General features: G+C 70.6%; 18 protein-coding genes and 1 riboswitch. Of the genes, 4 read left to right on the plus strand and 14 right to left on the minus strand.

The features are described 5' to 3' along the window. Positions 1-3 precede the first annotated feature (3 nt). The 3 genes from ACIQLK_RS00940 to ACIQLK_RS00950 all read right to left on the minus strand — a co-directional run bounded on the left by ACIQLK_RS00940 (position 4) and on the right by ACIQLK_RS00950 (position 2,885). Entirely contained in the window at positions 4-792 is a 789-nt protein-coding gene (locus ACIQLK_RS00940; RefSeq protein WP_400362148.1) for an energy-coupling factor transporter transmembrane component T family protein, read from the minus strand. After that, positions 789-2,243, minus strand: a complete 1,455-nt coding sequence (locus ACIQLK_RS00945; protein ID WP_400362150.1) for an ABC transporter ATP-binding protein — start codon at positions 2,241-2,243, stop codon at positions 789-791. Before ACIQLK_RS00945 ends, ACIQLK_RS00940 begins: the two co-directional genes overlap by 4 nt. A 3-nt stretch (positions 2,244-2,246) precedes the next feature. Further along, positions 2,247-2,885, minus strand: coding sequence for an ECF transporter S component (locus ACIQLK_RS00950; RefSeq protein ID WP_400362151.1), 639 nt, complete (start codon positions 2,883-2,885; stop codon positions 2,247-2,249). Further along, a riboswitch (TPP riboswitch) is annotated at positions 2,878-2,987 on the minus strand. Its footprint overlaps the gene before it by 8 nt. A 38-nt stretch (positions 2,988-3,025) precedes the next feature. On the opposite strand from ACIQLK_RS00950, the gene ACIQLK_RS00955 reads away from it, so the two are divergent. Next, positions 3,026-4,381 carry a D-alanyl-D-alanine carboxypeptidase family protein gene (locus tag ACIQLK_RS00955; RefSeq protein WP_400362153.1) on the plus strand — a complete coding sequence of 452 codons (1,356 nt, stop codon included), beginning with the start codon at positions 3,026-3,028 and terminating at the stop codon, positions 4,379-4,381. Between the two features lie 24 nt (positions 4,382-4,405). Here ACIQLK_RS00955 and ACIQLK_RS00960 read toward each other — a convergent pair whose 3' ends face one another. The 8 genes from ACIQLK_RS00960 to hemG all read right to left on the minus strand — a co-directional run bounded on the left by ACIQLK_RS00960 (position 4,406) and on the right by hemG (position 10,590). Next, on the minus strand, positions 4,406-5,338 hold the full coding sequence (locus tag ACIQLK_RS00960; protein ID WP_400362155.1) for a DnaJ domain-containing protein: 933 nt from the start codon (positions 5,336-5,338) through the stop codon (positions 4,406-4,408). A gap of 1 nt (position 5,339) precedes the next feature. Beyond that, the gene (locus tag ACIQLK_RS00965) at positions 5,340-6,401 is read right to left on the minus strand and encodes an enoyl-CoA hydratase/isomerase family protein (RefSeq protein ID WP_400362157.1); all 1,062 of its coding nucleotides are present in this window, start codon (positions 6,399-6,401) and stop codon (positions 5,340-5,342) included. A gap of 46 nt (positions 6,402-6,447) precedes the next feature. Next, positions 6,448-6,924 (minus strand): hypothetical protein, encoded by a 477-nt coding sequence (locus tag ACIQLK_RS00970; RefSeq protein ID WP_400362159.1) that lies wholly within the window; start codon positions 6,922-6,924, stop codon positions 6,448-6,450. A 72-nt stretch (positions 6,925-6,996) separates the two neighbouring features. After that, the gene (locus tag ACIQLK_RS00975; protein WP_400362161.1) at positions 6,997-7,824 is read right to left on the minus strand and encodes a uroporphyrinogen-III synthase; all 828 of its coding nucleotides are present in this window, start codon (positions 7,822-7,824) and stop codon (positions 6,997-6,999) included. A 167-nt stretch (positions 7,825-7,991) separates the two neighbouring features. Further along, complete coding sequence (locus ACIQLK_RS00980; protein WP_400362163.1) at positions 7,992-8,258, minus strand: hypothetical protein; 267 nt, start codon at positions 8,256-8,258, stop codon at positions 7,992-7,994. Then, positions 8,248-8,658 carry a phage holin family protein gene (locus tag ACIQLK_RS00985; protein ID WP_400362165.1) on the minus strand — a complete coding sequence of 137 codons (411 nt, stop codon included), beginning with the start codon at positions 8,656-8,658 and terminating at the stop codon, positions 8,248-8,250. Before ACIQLK_RS00985 ends, ACIQLK_RS00980 begins: the two co-directional genes overlap by 11 nt. Further along, on the minus strand, positions 8,655-9,080 hold the full coding sequence (locus tag ACIQLK_RS00990) for a hypothetical protein (protein WP_400362167.1): 426 nt from the start codon (positions 9,078-9,080) through the stop codon (positions 8,655-8,657). Before ACIQLK_RS00990 ends, ACIQLK_RS00985 begins: the two co-directional genes overlap by 4 nt. Before the next feature lie 88 nt (positions 9,081-9,168). Continuing rightward, a complete protein-coding gene (gene hemG / locus ACIQLK_RS00995) occupies positions 9,169-10,590 on the minus strand; it encodes a protoporphyrinogen oxidase (protein WP_400362169.1) in 1,422 nt (473 codons plus the stop codon). A 50-nt stretch (positions 10,591-10,640) separates the two neighbouring features. On the opposite strand from hemG, the gene ACIQLK_RS01000 reads away from it, so the two are divergent. After that, entirely contained in the window at positions 10,641-11,216 is a 576-nt protein-coding gene (locus ACIQLK_RS01000) for an HhH-GPD-type base excision DNA repair protein (protein ID WP_400362170.1), read from the plus strand. 8 nt (positions 11,217-11,224) lie between these two features. Here the strand turns inward: ACIQLK_RS01000 and ACIQLK_RS01005 are convergent, their stop codons facing one another. The 3 genes from ACIQLK_RS01005 to ACIQLK_RS01015 all read right to left on the minus strand — a co-directional run bounded on the left by ACIQLK_RS01005 (position 11,225) and on the right by ACIQLK_RS01015 (position 13,399). After that, entirely contained in the window at positions 11,225-11,521 is a 297-nt protein-coding gene (locus ACIQLK_RS01005) for a hypothetical protein (protein WP_400362172.1), read from the minus strand. A gap of 4 nt (positions 11,522-11,525) precedes the next feature. After that, entirely contained in the window at positions 11,526-12,914 is a 1,389-nt protein-coding gene (locus ACIQLK_RS01010; protein ID WP_400363834.1) for a glycine--tRNA ligase, read from the minus strand. A 116-nt stretch (positions 12,915-13,030) separates the two neighbouring features. Further along, entirely contained in the window at positions 13,031-13,399 is a 369-nt protein-coding gene (locus tag ACIQLK_RS01015; protein WP_400362174.1) for a DUF4870 domain-containing protein, read from the minus strand. A 123-nt stretch (positions 13,400-13,522) separates the two neighbouring features. Here ACIQLK_RS01015 and ACIQLK_RS01020 point away from each other — a divergent pair, with 123 nt between their 5' ends. Together ACIQLK_RS01020 and ACIQLK_RS01025 are read left to right on the plus strand one after the other, a co-directional pair. After that, entirely contained in the window at positions 13,523-15,001 is a 1,479-nt protein-coding gene (locus ACIQLK_RS01020; protein WP_400362175.1) for an SPFH domain-containing protein, read from the plus strand. After that, positions 14,998-15,489, plus strand: coding sequence for a hypothetical protein (locus tag ACIQLK_RS01025; RefSeq protein WP_400362177.1), 492 nt, complete (start codon positions 14,998-15,000; stop codon positions 15,487-15,489). The genes ACIQLK_RS01020 and ACIQLK_RS01025 overlap by 4 nt, the downstream gene beginning before the upstream one ends. Positions 15,490-15,541: the final 52 nt, after the last annotated feature.

Below are 15,541 nucleotides of genomic sequence, written 5' to 3' on the forward strand. Positions count from 1 at the left end.
CGGTCAGGACGGGCCGAGGATGAAGTTCCAGGTCCCCGCGAGGACAGCGGCGACGATCGCGACCCCCGCGATGCCTGCACCGGTCCCGACAAGCACCCACTCGCGAGCACCGAAGGTCGACGTGCGCGCCCACGTGCGGCGCCCGGGCGCACCGAATCCGCGGGCCTCCATGGCCGTCGCGAGCTTCGAGCCCCGTCGGATCGACAGCACCAGGAGGGCGAAGGCCATCCCCGCGAACCGCCTCAGCCGGCCCCGATCAGCGACCCCGCGCGCCCGACGGGCGAGCTCCAGCGAACGCCAGTCATCGACGAAAAGACCGATCATCCGGAGACCGGCCAAGGCGCCGAGGACGAATCGCGCAGGCAGACGCACGATCTGCGCCAGCCCGTCGGCGAGGTCGGTGGGGTCCACGGTGATGAACAGGACCACGGACGGCAGAGCCACCGCGAGCACGCGGAGAAGGGTCGCGGCGGCGAGTTCGAGCGAACCGTCACTGACGCGGATGAGCAGCCACTCGACGTAGACGCGACCGCCGGCCTCTCCGTACAGAGCGATCGTGACGGCCGTCAGCGGCGCTGCGAGCCAGACCGGCCAGGTCCGCCGCCAGAACTCCCCCCAGCGCAGGCCGGCGAACGGGATGAGGAGACACTCGAGGACGAGCGCGACGGCGGCCGAGACCCAATCCAGCGTGAACACGAGCGGGATCGCGACGAGGCCACTGGCCGCGAGCTTCGCCACCGGATTGATGCGGGCGACCGTGCCGGTCCTCGCTTGGCCGTCGAGAAGGGTCACCGGTCACCGCCCAGCCGGACCTCGCGGGCATGCAACGCGCGGACGGCGTCCAGATCGTGGGTCACGATGACGACCGCCGACCCCGCGTCGCGGAGACCGGCGAGGAGGCCGATCAGACGGGACCACGTCACCGCATCCTGTCCGAACGTCGGCTCGTCCAGGATGAGCACCCGCGGCGCCGTCGCCAGCATCGAGGCGACCGTGAGCCGACGCTTCTCCCCGCCCGACAACGTGTAGGGGTTCGCTGCCGCGAGTCGCGTCAGCCGCATCCTCTCGAGGAGGTCGTCAACGATCGATCTCGTCTCCTCCTCCGCCAGGCCCAGCGCCTTCGGGCCGATCTCCAGCTCCTCGCGCACGGTCCGAGCGAGGAACTGATGCTCGGGATCCTGGAAGACCGTGCCGATGCGCGTGAGGAGGTCTCGGGACGACCACCGGATCGGGTGCGGGCCGGCGCCGTCGGCGAGGACCTCCTGGGCAGCGACCACACCCGCAGCGGGCGGCAGGAGCCCGGCGAGCGTCAACCCGAGCGTCGACTTCCCCGCGCCGTTCGGGCCGGTCACCGCGAGCACCTCCCCTGCCCGCACGTCGAGGTCGATGCCCGTCGCGACCGGCTGCCCGGCGACGCGCTGGACCGCCAGCCCACGAGTGGTCAGCAGCGTCTCACCGGGCGTGGCGGCGGGCGGAGCCGGCTCGACAGGCGGATGCCCCGGCACCCACACTCCTGCCTGCGCGAGGCTGTCACCGAGCGATCCGAGAACTTCCGCCGGCGTACCGTCGGCGACCACGCCTGCGGCATCGTGCCCGCCGAGCACGATGACGCGGTCCACCAGCGGCAACCACACGTCGACACGGTGCTCGATCACGACGAGGGTCGCGGGATGCGCCTGCAGCATCGCCGCGACCGCGTCACGAACCTCTCCGACACCGCGGGGATCGAGGTTGGCCGTCGGCTCGTCAAGGAGCACCAGCCCGGGCTGCATCGCGACCACGCCCGCGAGAGCGAGCCGCTGCTTCTGTCCACCGGACAGTGCTTTCGTCGGGCGATCCCGGGGGACGTCGAGTCCCACGGCGCCCAGCGCCATCTCGACGCGGGGCCAGATCTGGTCGCGCGGAACGCCGAGGTTCTCGCACCCGAACGCTACGTCATCGCCGACCCGCGCGAGGATCACCTGCGAATCTGGATCCTGCAGGACGAGACCGGCGCGGCCGCGCTGATCAGCGGCGCGGATGCCGTCGAGCAGAATCTCGCCCTCGACCTCGCCCTCGTCAGCTCCCCCGAGAACGCCGGCGAGGCCGTGGAGGAGCGTGGACTTGCCGGCGCCGGATGCGCCGAGGAGGAGGACGCGTTCCCCCGGTGCGATCGTGAGGTCCACACCGCGGACGGCCCACGCGCTGCGGGATGCATGACGCCAGCCCCAACCTCTGACCTCGACCCGTGCGGGATGCGTCATGCCTCACACACGGCTGCGCGCTTCGCGTCCGATGGCGAATCGGTCGAGAGCGCCGGTGGCCGCGAGCCCTCGTGCGAGGAACCAGGAGAGGGCTCCCGCGACAACGGCACCCGAGACGACGGTGGAGGCGAGGTAGACCGCGGTGAACGCGGCGTCCGCACCGGCGTACCAGAGGACGAGGTTGTTGATGCCGCCGGCGAGCGCCGCTCCCGCACCCGCGAGGATCGCGACGGGAAGGCTGAATCGGCGGTAGAGGAAGAGCAGCACGATCAGTTCGGCACCGAGGCCCTGAACGAGCCCTGCCTCGATCGTGAGGAACCCTCCCCACGCGTTGCCGACGAGCGCCGAGACGACGGCCGCGAGGGTCTCGGTGTAGATGGCGGCGCCCGGCTTGCGGATGATGAGCGCACCGAGCACCCCGGCGAACAGCCACGGCCCGTCGAGGAGGCCCTGGAGGCCCGGGAGCAGCGGCTCGAGAAGCGTCTTCGGCCCGAGGTAGCCGATGTTCCACAGCAGGAAGATGAGGCCCGACGCGACGCCGAGAACTGAGGCCACGACGATGTCGATGACCCGCCAGCGGAAGCGACCAGTCTGGGTTGCGGCCCGCTCAGTCGAGGTGGTTTCGGACGCGACAGCGTGCATTGTTTCTCCTCCCTGCGCCGGCATGATCCGGATCAGGTTCGACGGTCGAAGCGTGGATCGCTTCCTCTCAGCCCGGCTCACCGGACTCCCGTGGTTGTGGCTCGAGTATAGCCACAGCCCGGGCGCGCTACCGTGGTCCGGTGACCGTGGACGACGCCGCTGCCCGCACGCCCGCCACGGGAGGCCCGGTGGCTCTCGGGTGGGTGGATGCCGACGGTCGATCCACCGTCGCTGCTTCACCCTCGACCGCTGCCTACGAGCTGCTGCCGCCGTTGCGGCGGCGTCGCCGCATCCGCGGCCGGGCGGTCGGGATCTCGGTCATCGTCGTGCTCGCCCTGGCCGGCGGCTACTCCGGCGCGATGCTGCTGTGGCCGCTGTCGTCCGTCGACGTGACGACGAAAGCCGTCGACGCACCGAGGCTCACCGGCGCCCCCAGCTCGATCTCGTGGCCGGCCGAGGGCGAGGCCGCCGTCGGTATCGACGGGTTCCGCTCGGCGACCTCCTCGGAGGACCCGGTGCAGATGGCCAGCACCGCCAAGCTCGTCACCGCCCTCGTCATCCTCGACCAGAAGCCGCTGTCCGCGGGCGAGCAGGGCCCCGCCTACGACTTCGCGTTCGCGGACCGGCAGGAGTACTGGCGGTACGTCTCCCAGAACCAATCCGCGCTCAACGTTCCCGACGACGGCTCGCTGACGGAGTATCAGATGCTCCAGGGCATGCTCATGGCCTCCGCGAGCAACTACGCGAACCGCCTGGCGACCGACGCGTTCGGCTCCGTCGACGAGTACGCCTCGGCGGCGAACGCCTGGCTCGCGAAGAACGGTCTCGACGGCATCACGGTGACGGATGCCTCCGGCTACGGCCGTGACAACGTCGCTACTCCCGCTGCCATGGTCGCCCTCGCCGAGAAGGCGCTCGAGAACCCCGTCATCGCCGAGATCGTCGCGACGAAGACCGCGGAGCTCCCCGGCGCGGGGGTGTTCGAGAACACGAACGCCCTTCTCGGTATCGATGGCATCGTCGGACTGAAGACCGGGAGCTTCGCGGGCTACAACAACTTGATCGCCGCGAAGCGGGTCGAAGTGGACGGCACCCCTACGACGGTCTTCGCCGCCGTTGCCGGTCAGCCCACCAGCAGCGCCCGCCGCGACGAGACGGAGCGCCTGCTCGACGCCGTCGCGGCGGAAGCCGCCACTCCGTCGACACTGCCGACCGGAACGCTCGTCGGCGAGGTCTCGACGGCCTGGGGCGCGACGAGCCGACTCCTCACGGAGGAGGACGCGTCCCTCCTGCTGTGGAACGGCGCCACGGCGGAGGGCACGACGTCGTTCGACGTCGACGCCGAGGCTGCGGCTCGGTCGAAGGCGGGCACGCTCACGGTGACGGGTCCGACCGGCGCCGTGGAGGTACCCGTCACGATCGAGAAGGCCCTGCCGGGCCCCGACGCCTGGTGGCGCCTCACTCACCCGCTCGAGCTGACCGGGCTCAGCGACTGATGACGCGGGCCGGGCGGGGCGCTGTCAGGCGAAGCGGACGGTCTGCTGCAGGCGGGTCCGCACGTCGAACAGCTCGTTGCCGCCGATCTCGCGCGCCCCGCTGACCCCGCGACGCAGCACCGTGGCGAGCGCACTGCGAGCGACGACTGCGACGGGGAGGCCCTTGACTTTGCCCAGTTCTTCGACGGCCGTCGCGACGTCGTCGTCGGGAAGCACGACGATCGCCGAGCTGAACTTCACCTTCGCACCGCGCCCGAGTCCGCGCGCGGCGAGCACGAGTTGCGCGACCGGCGAACCGACCACGGCGTCACCCTCGAGTTCGCCGCGGCGCGTGCGCACCGGCGCCCCGAAATCCTCGGACAGCACAGCGTGGAGTCCGCTCGGTCCGAGCACGATGTGGTCCAGCTTGACGTCCGGATCACGCGGGTCGGCGGCGACGTCGTGCCATACGGTGTACCCCATGCCGAGCTCGGCGACGATGCGAGCCGTCGCCTCTTCGGCGAGCGCGTCCGCAAGCAGACGCCGCACCTCGTGCGGAGCGCTCCGCACGAGTGCTGGATCGTAGGGGTCGGGCAGGTCGACGCCTCGGCCCGCCCATTCGCGGATCAGGTCGAGATAGCGCTCGCGGCGCCACCCTCCAGGCTGGCCGAACGATCTGGCGCGCGGCCGGGTGTCGGCCTGACGGGCACGCGGGCGCCACTCGGGCGCCTGCTCGTCGGGCGCGTACGACACCGTCTCGGCGAATCCGTGCCCGCGGTCGTATGCGGCTCGCGCGGCCGCCGTCCCGACGAGCTCCCACGCGCGCTGCACGCGGACGAACTCGGCGGCGTCGCCGCCGGTGTCGGGATGCGTCTGGCGGAGCCGCAGTCGGTACGCCTTGCGGAGGTCGTCGTCGTCGGCATCCGTCGAGACGCCGAGCACGTCGTAGGCCGAGGCGGAGAGGGGACTGTCGAACACGTCAGCTCCAGAGCGGGGCGGTAGGGGTGAACGACAGCGCCCGCTCGGCGGTGTCGACGGGGACGTCTGCAAGGGTCGACGGCTGCCAACGCGGCGAGCGGTCCTTGTCGACGAGCTGGGCGCGGATGCCCTCGACGAGATCGGGCTGCGTGCGCCCGAACCACTCGACGAGCGCGTACTCCTGCGCGAGTGCCGCACGAAGGTCCGGAAGCCCCCGTGCCGATCGGACGGCCGCAAGGGTCACCGTGAGCGCCGTCGGCGCCTGGGTCTCGAGCAGGTCGGCGGTGGCACCGGCATCCGGCTCCGAACGGCCGCGCAGGCGCGCGATGATCTCCGCCACGGTGTCGGCCGCGAACGCGTCGTCGATCCACTCGCGTGCGGCGACGAGTCGGGACGGCTCGGGGGTCTCGTCGAACAGCATTGCGATCTCGGTCGGGGTGTCGGGGTCGGCGCGGGTCACGAGCGCGTGACGGACGTCGTTCAGCCGATCGGCGGGCACGACGTGATCGGCGAATCCCGCGTAGATCGCGTCGGCGGCATCCATGGTCCCTCCCGTCAGTGCGAGGAACTCGCCGATCCGACCCGGCGCGTGCGCGAGGAGCCACGAGCCGCCGACGTCGGGAGTGAACCCGATCCGCGTCTCGGGCATGGCCAGGCGCGAGCGCTCGGTGACGATGCGGACCGACGCGTGACCCGCGAGTCCGATGCCGCCGCCCATCGTGACCCCGTCGGCGAAGACGACGATCTGCTTCGGGTACTCGGCGATCCGGGCATTGAGCGCGTACTCGTCTCGGAAGAAGCCCATCGCCGCCTCGGCATCCCCCGCCAGGATCTGCTCGCGGAGCGTGCGGACGTCGCCCCCCGCGCAGAACCCACGATCACCCGCGCCGTCGAGGAGCACGAGACGGATGTCGGGGTGATGCTCCCAGCGGTCGAGCGCGTCGGCGATGCCCCGGATCATGCCGTGGTCGACGGCGTTGATCGCTTCGGGCCGATCGAGGGTGATCCGACCCACGCTCCCCTCCGCGCGGACGAGCAGACGGGATGCCGGGGGTTCACTCACCCGCGCAACGTTACCGGGCGACTCCCCAGGACCGGCCGAGAACGGATCAGGCCTGAGCCGGTCGCGGCGCCCGCCGTCGGGATGTGCGCGCCGGCGAGGGAGTCGCGGCATCCCCGCCCTGGACCGGGATCTCGGTCGTGACGAGCTGGACGACGTTGACGGGCTCGTCCTCGCCCTCGAGCCGGAGCGCCTGCACGAGCGCCAGGCCGTGGCGCGTGGTGAGGACCAGGCGCTGGAACTCCGGGTCACCCTCGAGGTCGATCACGACCGACGGGCGACGTCTGCGTACCAGGACGAAGTCATCGCCGCCGGCCGAGCGCCACACCCCCATCGCGACCGTCCGTGGGATGACCGTGCCGGGGTTCGGGACGCCCCGCAACCAGGTCCAGGGATCGTCGACGAGCTGAACCTTGGCGATGTGCGCGCGCTCGACCCGGACGGCATCCTTCCGGAATGCCAGCGTGCGCTCTGTGGCGGAGAGCGCGACCTCCAGTCGCGACGAATCGAGCAGCAGCGTCACCATGGATTCAGTCTGCCAAACAGGTCAGAGGAGACGGATGCCGGGGCCGCAACGATCCGGTCTCGACCACGAAAGTCAGCCCTGGACGCGCGGGAACGAACCGGTCGGAGGAGCGAGCTCGTCTACCGCGTGGGGAAGCGGGAACTGGCCTACGGCGGAGATGAGACCGGCGACCGTCTGCTCTTTGGCCGTCACGCTGACCCCGAGTCCCGCGCGACGCGCATCCTTCGCGGTGCGCGGTCCGATCGCGGCGATCACGGTCGACTCGGGGATCTCGGGGAACTGCTCGTGCACCTGTTCGGCGACCGAACCGCTGGTGACGAGGATGGCGTTGATGCGGCCCGAGCGCACGTCGGTCGCGACCTTCTCGGTCACGGGGACGCCGACCGTGCGGTACGCGACGACGCTGCGCACGTCGTGACCCGCCTCTTCGAGGAGACGCGTGAGCACCGGCTTCGCCAGTTCGCTGCGCAGCGTCAGGACGCGCATCGGCTCCGGCTCGAGCGCGATGAGTTGAGCGGCCATGCCGGCGGCGGAGTTGTCGTCGTCGGGGACCAGATCCACCCGGTACCCGACGGCACCGAGAGCCGCAGCAGTGGTTTCGCCGACTGCGGCGACCCGGGTCGTGTGAGGGATCACAGCACGGTACGCGTGCAGGACGTCGACGGTGGTCGAACTCGTGAGCGTCACCCAGTCGAAAACACCGGCCGCCAGGTCTCGCAATGCGGACTCGAGGTCGGTGGGGTCCTCGGACGGAGCGAAGTTGATGAGCGGCGCGATGACCGGCGTCGCTCCCTGCGCACGCAGGGCGGCGGCAACGCTGTCGCCCCACGGACCTCCGCGCGGAACCAGCACACGCCACCCCTTGAGGGGCTTCGGTGCTGTCGCAGCGGATGTGTTCATGGTTCGACTCTCGTGTAGGCGGTGGCCGCCCCTGCGCGAGACGGCCGACGCTCAGCAGAAAAGCGCGATCGCGCACGTTCGGGACCGTGTCGTCGGCAGCAATCGCGCCATCGCCGCTGCCTGAACCGAGCATACCCCCGGCGTCGGCGCCGTCGACGCGGAGGGCGTCAGCGGGTGTACAGCCGGACCGCGCCCCAGACGAGGAGGCCGACCGCCACGGCTGCGCCCACGGCTGCGATCGCCGCGCCCGAGGGGTTGCGGTCCGCGAACTCGCGAGCCGACACCTTGGCACGGCGCGTCGCGCGAGCCGCACGCTTGGGAACGTTCGCCTTCTCCTCGATGGCGACCAGGGCCGCTTTGAGCTCGGCACGGGCACGTTCCACCGGGTCGGTGATCCCGAGCGGGACGGCGGTGCGGGGGAGATCAGAACTCATCGGCCACTTCCTTCACGATTCGGGCGTCGGTCGACAGGGCCTTCGCGGGGTTCTCACGGTTCTTCATGCGTCGGACCCTCAGGAATCCGAGGAGCGCAGCGATCACGACGAGCAGCAGTCCGAGCACGACGAGGATCAGGGATGCCAACCACGGCGCCATCCACGACGAGAGCCCGATGACGGTGAACGCGCCGAGCGCCGGAAGCGTCCAGAAGAGGAAGAAGAGGGCGAGGACGAACCACAGGGCGACGACGCCGGCATCCTTCCCCGTGCGCGTCGCCCAGGTCTTCGCTGCAGTGATCTCGGCGACGATCAGGTTCTTGACGAGTTCGGGCAGTTCGCCGACGAGGCCGAGGAGGCTCTCGTCTCGCCGATCCCGAAATCCGCGAGGGGTGCTCATGACGCGGACGAGGACTTCTTGCGGGACCCGCCGGTGGAGCCGGAGCCACCGGTGGACGAGCCGCTGCCGGTCGACTTCTTCGCCGAACTCGAGACGGCGTCAGCGGTGGTCTTCGCGGCATCCTTCACGTCTTCGGCCGCATCCTCGGTCGCATCGAGAGCGGCGTCGAGCTTCTGGCCCGGAGTACCCGAGGTGGTCGCGGCGCGCGTGACCTTGACGGCACCGTTCCACAGGACGCTCGGCAGCGCGAAGGCGGCGGACTTGCCGAACTCGGCGACCTTGTCGACCTGCTTCTGGACGGCCGGCGTGTTGTAGACACGCAGATAGGCGTCCTTGATCTGCTCGTAGCGCTGGCGGCCCGCGCGGGCCCCGAGGACGTAGCCGGCGGTGAGTCCGACGACGATTCCGATCTTGCCCTTCATGGCGATTCCTCACGTTCGAAGCGATGTGGTGCCGAGCACTCAGCGTATCGGCGCATTCCGTTGGAGGCATCCACCCTTGACAGAGCGCTCAGGTCGAGGCACCCTCACCGTCGGCGTGCCACAGCAGACCGGATCGGACGCGTTCCGCCTCGGTCTTCGCGTCGGCCGCGACGCGCGCCAGGCCGGTGCCGTCGATCCACGCGCCCGTGACGCCGAGGCGCTCATGCGTGCGGATCGCGCGTCTCACCTCGTCCCGCGCCGGTGACAGCGCCGACGAGGGCAGAGCGCGCGGCCACCGCGCGCGGTGGACGGCGCGGACGGTGGGAGCGACGACGCCGAGGAGCTCGCGCGCCGCCGCGGTGGCCGAGCCGATCACCTCGGCATCCGCATGCCCGCTCGCGGGCAGGGTCACTCGGACGACGTGCGGATCGCCGACCGCGCGCGGCCAGGTCGCCGTCGCGTGCACGACCGCCAGGGCTGCCGCCTCGCCCGGGACCGCGTAGACCGCGTGACCTCGCGGGCGGGCGTCGAGGGCGGGGTCATCGAGCACGAGGGTCACGACGTCGACGTCCTCTGGAGAGAGGGGTGCGCCGTCGAGGCCGCCCATGTGCGGGGCGAGGAGGCGCCGCGCGGCGCCTTCCGGGGTCGCGACGATCACCGCGTCGACCTCGAGGTCCCCGCTCTCGTCACCAGCGGTCCAGGTCAGCGACCATCCGTCGCCGGCGGGCTCGAGGCCGTCCACCTGGGTGCCGGTGCGGATGTCGACTTGCAGGTCACCGAGACGGTCGGCGAGCGCGTTCACGAAGACCGACATGCCTCCGGCGATCGTCGCGCGGGAGGGGCCGGAAGCCGCATCCGGGTCGGGGAGCTGTTGCGCGACGGCGCCCGACAGGGAGCCCGTGCGGGTGAGCGCCGAATTGAGGCCGCGCGCGGCACGGTCGACGTCGACCTGCTCGGGCGGAACGCCGTGGATGCCGTGGGTCAGCGGGGCGACCATCCGATCGAGGACCCGGGACCCCATCCGCGTACGGACCAGGGTGCCGAGGTTGCGCTCGGCTCCGATCGTCAGCGGCGGCCGCAGTCGGTCGACGTAGGCCCGCCAGGATCCGCGAGCGCCGATGATCCGGGTCGCTCGGGCGTCGAACGGATTGGCCGGGATGCCGAGGATCGACGCCGTCGGCAGAGGGGCGACGCCGTGCGGGCCAGCGACCCAGGTGTCGGCATCCCGCGCGGGGACCACGGCATCCCGCAGACCGAGTTCGTCGACGAGGTCGGAGAGGGCCCCCGGGGCGACGCGGAACCCGTCGGCGGCGACGTCCGTCATCCGTCCGTCGAGGTCCACCGACGCGACGAGACCGCCGAGCCGGTCGGCGGATTCGAACAGCGTCACCGAGATGCCGACCCTCGCGCACTGCAGCGCCGCGACGAGACCGGCGATCCCGCCGCCGACGACGGCGACGCGCGCGCTGCGCGCCTGCGAGATGAGGTCGGTGGCGGCATCGGAGCTCATGTCCCCATCCTCCCCCACGCCCGCGGGTCGGACGGTGGGAACATGGAGGCATGGCCCTTCACATCACCGGCGACGAGGCCGCCGACGCGCTCCTCACCGACGAACCGCTCGCCCTGCTCATCGGGATGCTGCTCGACCAGCAGATAGCCATGGAGACCGCTTTCGCCGGCCCGCTGAAGATCCGTGATCGCACGGGAGGGCTGGATGCCGCACAGATCGCCGCTGCCGACCCCGAGGAGTTCGCGGCCGCCTTCAGCCAGACCCCTGCGGTACACCGCTTCCCCGGGTCGATGGCGGGACGGGTGCAGGCGCTCTGTCAGGCGCTCGTCGACGACTGGGGCGGGGACGCCTCGGCGCTGTGGACTCGCGGCGACCCCGACGGCCGCACCGTTCTGAAGCGGCTGAAGGCACTTCCCGGCTTCGGTGACCAGAAGGCACGGATCTTTCTCGCCCTCCTCGGCAAGCAGTACGGGTACACGGGTGACGGATGGCGGGACGCCGCCGGCGCCTACGGCGACGAGGGCTCGTTCCGCTCGGTCGCCGACATCGTGTCGCCGGAATCCCTCACCAAGGTCCGCGAGCACAAGCGCGCCGCGAAGGCGGCGGCCAAGGCCGCGGAGAGCTGAGGCCTTCTTCAGCGTTGAAGACCGGCTGTTCGCGGGCGGGCGGCGCGTTCGACGATCAACGCCACGGCGAGCACCAGCACGCTGGCCGCGAGCATCCCCCGCGCGACCCAGGCCGCCCCGCCATCGACGACCTCGCCGTCGCGGAGCCCGAGCACGACGAGGAGTGCGGCGATCCCCTGGCCGCGCGGCGTGCCACCGGCATCCTGATCGACGGCGGCGGTGGCCGGGATGCCGACCAGGAGCGCGAGCACGATCGCGATGACCGCGCATAAGAGCGCGATCAGGTGCGCGACGACTCGCGCCACCGGCTCAGGCGCCGCGCAGGCGCGGGGCGAGGTACGCGTGCAGCTCGGACAGGGCGACGCGCTCCTGCGCCATCGAGTCGCGGTCGCGGATCGTGACGGCGTCGTCGTCGAGCGAGTCGAAGTCGACGGTCACGCAGAACGGCGTGCCGATCTCGTCCTGGCGACGGTAGCGGCGGCCGATGGCGCCGGCGTCGTCGAAGTCGACGTTCCACCCGTTCGCGCGCAGATCGTCGGCCACCTTGCGAGCCAACGGCGACAGACGCTCGTTGCGGCTCAGCGGCAGGACGGCGACCTTGACCGGCGCCAGGCGCGGATCGAGGCCGAGGACCGTGCGGGTGTCGGTGCCGCCCTTGGCGTTCGGCACCTCCTCCTCGCGGTACGCGTCGACGAGGAACGCCATCATGGCGCGGGTCAGTCCGAAGGACGGCTCGATGACGTAGGGGACGTAGGTCTCGCCGGATGCCTGGTCGAAGTACGCGAGCTTCTGGCCCGACGCCTCGATGTGGCTCGACAGGTCGTAGTCGGTGCGGTTGGCGACGCCCATGAGCTCGCCCCACTCCTTGCCCGCGAACCCGAACCGGTATTCGACGTCGATCGTGCCGGCCGAATAGTGGGCGCGGTCCTCCTTCGGCACATCGAACTGCCGCATGTTCTGGGCGTCGATGCCGAGGTCGATGAACCAGTTCCAACACGCCTCCACCCAGTGGTCGAACCACTCGCCCGCCTCGGCGGGAGGTGTGAAGAACTCGATCTCCATCTGCTCGAACTCGCGCGTGCGGAAGATGAAGTTTCCGGGTGTGATCTCGTTGCGGAACGCCTTGCCGACCTGGCCGATGCCGAAGGGCGGCTTCTTGCGCGACGCGGTCAGCACGTTCGAGAAGTTCACGAAGATGCCCTGCGCGGTCTCGGGACGCAGGAAGTGCAGGCCGCTCTCGTCGTCGACGACGCCGAGATAGGTCTTCACGAGGCCCGAGAACGACTTCGGCTCGGTGTACTGGCCCTTCGTACCGCAGTTCGGGCAGGGCACGTCGCCGAGACCGTTCTCGGCCGTGCGCCCCTTGCGCGCTTCGAAGTCCTCGATGAGGGTGTCCTCGCGGAAGCGCTTGTGGCACTGGAGGCACTCGACGAGGGGGTCGGTGAAGGTCGCGACGTGACCCGAGGCCTCCCACACGCGCTTGGGGAGGATGATCGACGAGTCGAGGCCCACCATGTCACCGCGGCCGCGGACGAAGGTCTGCCACCACTGCCGCCGGATGTTCTCTTTGAGCTCGGTCCCGAGAGGACCGTAGTCCCACGCCGACCGCGACCCGCCGTAGATCTCGCCCGCCTGGAAGACGAACCCGCGGTGACGGGCGAGGGCGATGACTTTGTCGAGACGGGACTGCTCGGCCACGGTGGCTCCAATGGTCGTTGTGAAGAGGGTGCGCGACAGCGCGGATGCCGCAGAGCGCGGCATCCGTCAGTCTATCCGGGCGTCCCCACCGATCCGGCGTGGTCGGACGGCGCCGGTCAGGAGACGAAGCGGATGGTGAGCGGCGGGGTGTACCACTCCCCCTGGTTCGCCTTGACGGCGGCGAGGATCTCGATCACGAGCGCGAAGACGCCGACCGCGGCGAGCAGGACGAAGCCGACGAAGACGAACATCAGCGGGATGCAGATGATCGAGGCGATGATCATCGTCAGCTGGAAGTTCAGCGCTGCGGCACTGTGGGCGCGCACGAAGGGGCCACGATCGCGGAAGACCAGGTAGATGATCAGCGCCCCCCACGGGGAGAAGATGATGCCGGCGAGATGGGCCAGTGTTGCCCAGAGCTTCTCGTCCTGCGGACTCAGGGGTGGTGCGACCGGATGGGGCGGCTGCGGAGGCGGCATCGTCATGGCGCCAGCGTAGAACGCCGGAGCGGTTTCCCACTCTCGTCACGCGCCTGGACTAACCGATACGTTCGTAGTCGGCACGTGCACCGTGCCGCGAAGAGACATCGTTACTCAGGGGGAACACACATGGACGCACTCATCGCAGGAGGCGCCTTCGTGATCGGCGCCGTCATCGTCGTCGCCGTCATCATCTTCATCGTCATCTTCATGATCGTGCTGCGCGCCTGGTACAAGGTCGCCAAGGCCGACCAGGCGCTCGTGATCGTCGGACGCAACCAGAAGAACGCCTCGGGAGACTCGTCGCGCATCTCCGTCATCACCGGCGGCGGCGCACTGGTCAACCCGCTGACGCAGCGCGCCGAGATGATCTCGCTGCGCGCGCGTCAGATCAAGATGGAGCCGACGGCACAGGCATCCAATGGCGTCACCGTCAACGTGAGCGGTGTCGCACTGGTCAAGATCGGCTCCGACCCCGAGTTCGTCCGCCGCGCCGCTGAGCGCTTCCTGTCGCAGGACGGTGCGATCGAGCAGTTCACGACCGAGCAGCTCGAGGGTGCTCTGCGAGGCGTCGTCGCGACCCTGACCGTCGAGCAGCTTATGAAGGACCGACAGAAGCTGTCGGACCAGATCGCCGAGGGCATCAAGAGCGACCTGCTCGCGCAGGGCCTCATCCTCGACTCGTTCCAGATCCAGGGCGTGACCGACAAGAACGGCTACATCGACGCTCTCGGCGCCACCGAGGTCGAGCGCGTGCGCCGCGAGGCCGAGGTCGCCCGCATCAACGCGGCGCGCGAGGTCAAGGCCCGCCAGATCGCGACCGACGAGGCGAACCTCATCGAGCAGACCGCGTACGACCGCAACACCGCACAGGCGTCCGCCGAGGTCGGCCGCGCCCGCGCCGAAGCCGAGCAGGCCGAAGCCCTCGCCCGCGCCGAGCGCGAGCAGGCCGTCCTCCTGCAGCAGGCCGAGAACCGTCAGGCCCAGCTCGACGCCGACGTCAAGAAGGTCGCCGACGCGTCGCTCTACGAGCGTCAGCGCTCGGCCGACGCCGATGCGTACACGCAGGTGAAGGCCGCCGAGGCCCGCGCCCAGATCGCCGCCCAGGAGGCCGAGGCGACCCGCCTGCGCGCTCAGGCCGACGCCGACGCGATCCGCGTCGAAGGTGAAGCGCGCGCCGAGGCGATCAAGGCCGAGGCGGCCGCCATCGCGCAGAACCAGGAGGCACTGCTCGCCCAGCGCGCCATCGAAGCGCTGGTGCCGCTGATGACCGAATTCGCCCGCGGGTTCGACAAGGTCGGCTCGATCACCGTCCTCGGCGGCGAGGGCGCGTCGAGCCACATTGCCGGCGAGAGCGCGTCGAGCATGCGCGCCACCTTCGACGCTGTGCAGGCGGCGACGGGGATCGATCTGCGCGGGATCATCCAGGGCCAGGCCACCGGCCGCGGAATCGCCCAAGGTCTGCAGAACGAACAGGGCCTTCAGAACGCGCAGGGTCTGCGGAACGACGATGGTTCCGCGCCGCTGCGCCGCCGGGCGGCCGACCCGGCAGCCGCGGCTGAGCCCGCGACTCCCGCCGCCGACGCGCCGTCGCCGGACGCCGTGTGACCACTCCGGACGGAGGCCGGTCGCTCGTCGTCGACGAGCAACTGTCCCCCCGCCTGGCGCGCGGATTCCTTCGCTGGCAGCTGACGCGACCGTCCTGGATCGTGCTCCTGGCCGTCACTGCCGGGATCGTCGCGCTCAGCATCGCGCTCACCCTGACCGGGAGCGACGGGGCGGCCTGGCTCGGACTCGTCATGGTGATCCTGCTCACGGCCGCGGTCATCGCATCGTGGGTCGCCGTGCGTTCGTCGATCCACCGCGCGTACCCCGTCGGCTCGGAGCCGACCGCAGCACTGACCGCCGACTCCTTGATCGCCACGTCGGCTCTCGGCACCAGCGAGATCCGGTTCACCGCATTCCGACGAGTGGATGCCGCCGGTGACGCGGTCCTCCTCAAGGTCGGATCGCGTCTGGGTCCGGTCGCGGTGATGCCCCGCGCTCTGCTGTCCGAGGCGGATATCGCGCACCTGCGCGCCGTCTGCTCGCGGTGACGCCCGCGCGGCTCCGATACGTCCGGGGCCGTGCGGGTGTCAACCCGGTGCC

The sequence above is a fragment of the Microbacterium sp. NPDC091382 genome (genome assembly GCF_044757025.1).
In the GTDB taxonomy this organism is placed as follows: Bacteria; Actinomycetota; Actinomycetes; order Actinomycetales; family Microbacteriaceae; genus Microbacterium.

What these genes read in the sequence shown, in the direction of transcription:
- ACIQLK_RS01020 (WP_400362175.1), top strand. Translation starts at nt 13,523, where the DNA reads ATGGACGCACTCATCGCAGGAGGCGCCTTCGTGATCGGCGCCGTCATC.
- ACIQLK_RS00980 (WP_400362163.1), bottom strand. Translation starts at nt 8,258, where the DNA reads ATGAGTTCTGATCTCCCCCGCACCGCCGTCCCGCTCGGGATCACCGAC.
- ACIQLK_RS00975 (WP_400362161.1), bottom strand. Translation starts at nt 7,824, where the DNA reads ATGAACACATCCGCTGCGACAGCACCGAAGCCCCTCAAGGGGTGGCGT.
- ACIQLK_RS01000 (WP_400362170.1), top strand. Translation starts at nt 10,641, where the DNA reads ATGGCCCTTCACATCACCGGCGACGAGGCCGCCGACGCGCTCCTCACC.
- hemG (WP_400362169.1), bottom strand. Translation starts at nt 10,590, where the DNA reads ATGAGCTCCGATGCCGCCACCGACCTCATCTCGCAGGCGCGCAGCGCG.
- ACIQLK_RS00970 (WP_400362159.1), bottom strand. Translation starts at nt 6,924, where the DNA reads ATGGTGACGCTGCTGCTCGATTCGTCGCGACTGGAGGTCGCGCTCTCC.
- ACIQLK_RS00985 (WP_400362165.1), bottom strand. Translation starts at nt 8,658, where the DNA reads ATGAGCACCCCTCGCGGATTTCGGGATCGGCGAGACGAGAGCCTCCTC.
- ACIQLK_RS01015 (WP_400362174.1), bottom strand. Translation starts at nt 13,399, where the DNA reads ATGACGATGCCGCCTCCGCAGCCGCCCCATCCGGTCGCACCACCCCTG.
- ACIQLK_RS00945 (WP_400362150.1), bottom strand. Translation starts at nt 2,243, where the DNA reads ATGACGCATCCCGCACGGGTCGAGGTCAGAGGTTGGGGCTGGCGTCAT.
- ACIQLK_RS00950 (WP_400362151.1), bottom strand. Translation starts at nt 2,885, where the DNA reads ATGCACGCTGTCGCGTCCGAAACCACCTCGACTGAGCGGGCCGCAACC.
- ACIQLK_RS00990 (WP_400362167.1), bottom strand. Translation starts at nt 9,080, where the DNA reads ATGAAGGGCAAGATCGGAATCGTCGTCGGACTCACCGCCGGCTACGTC.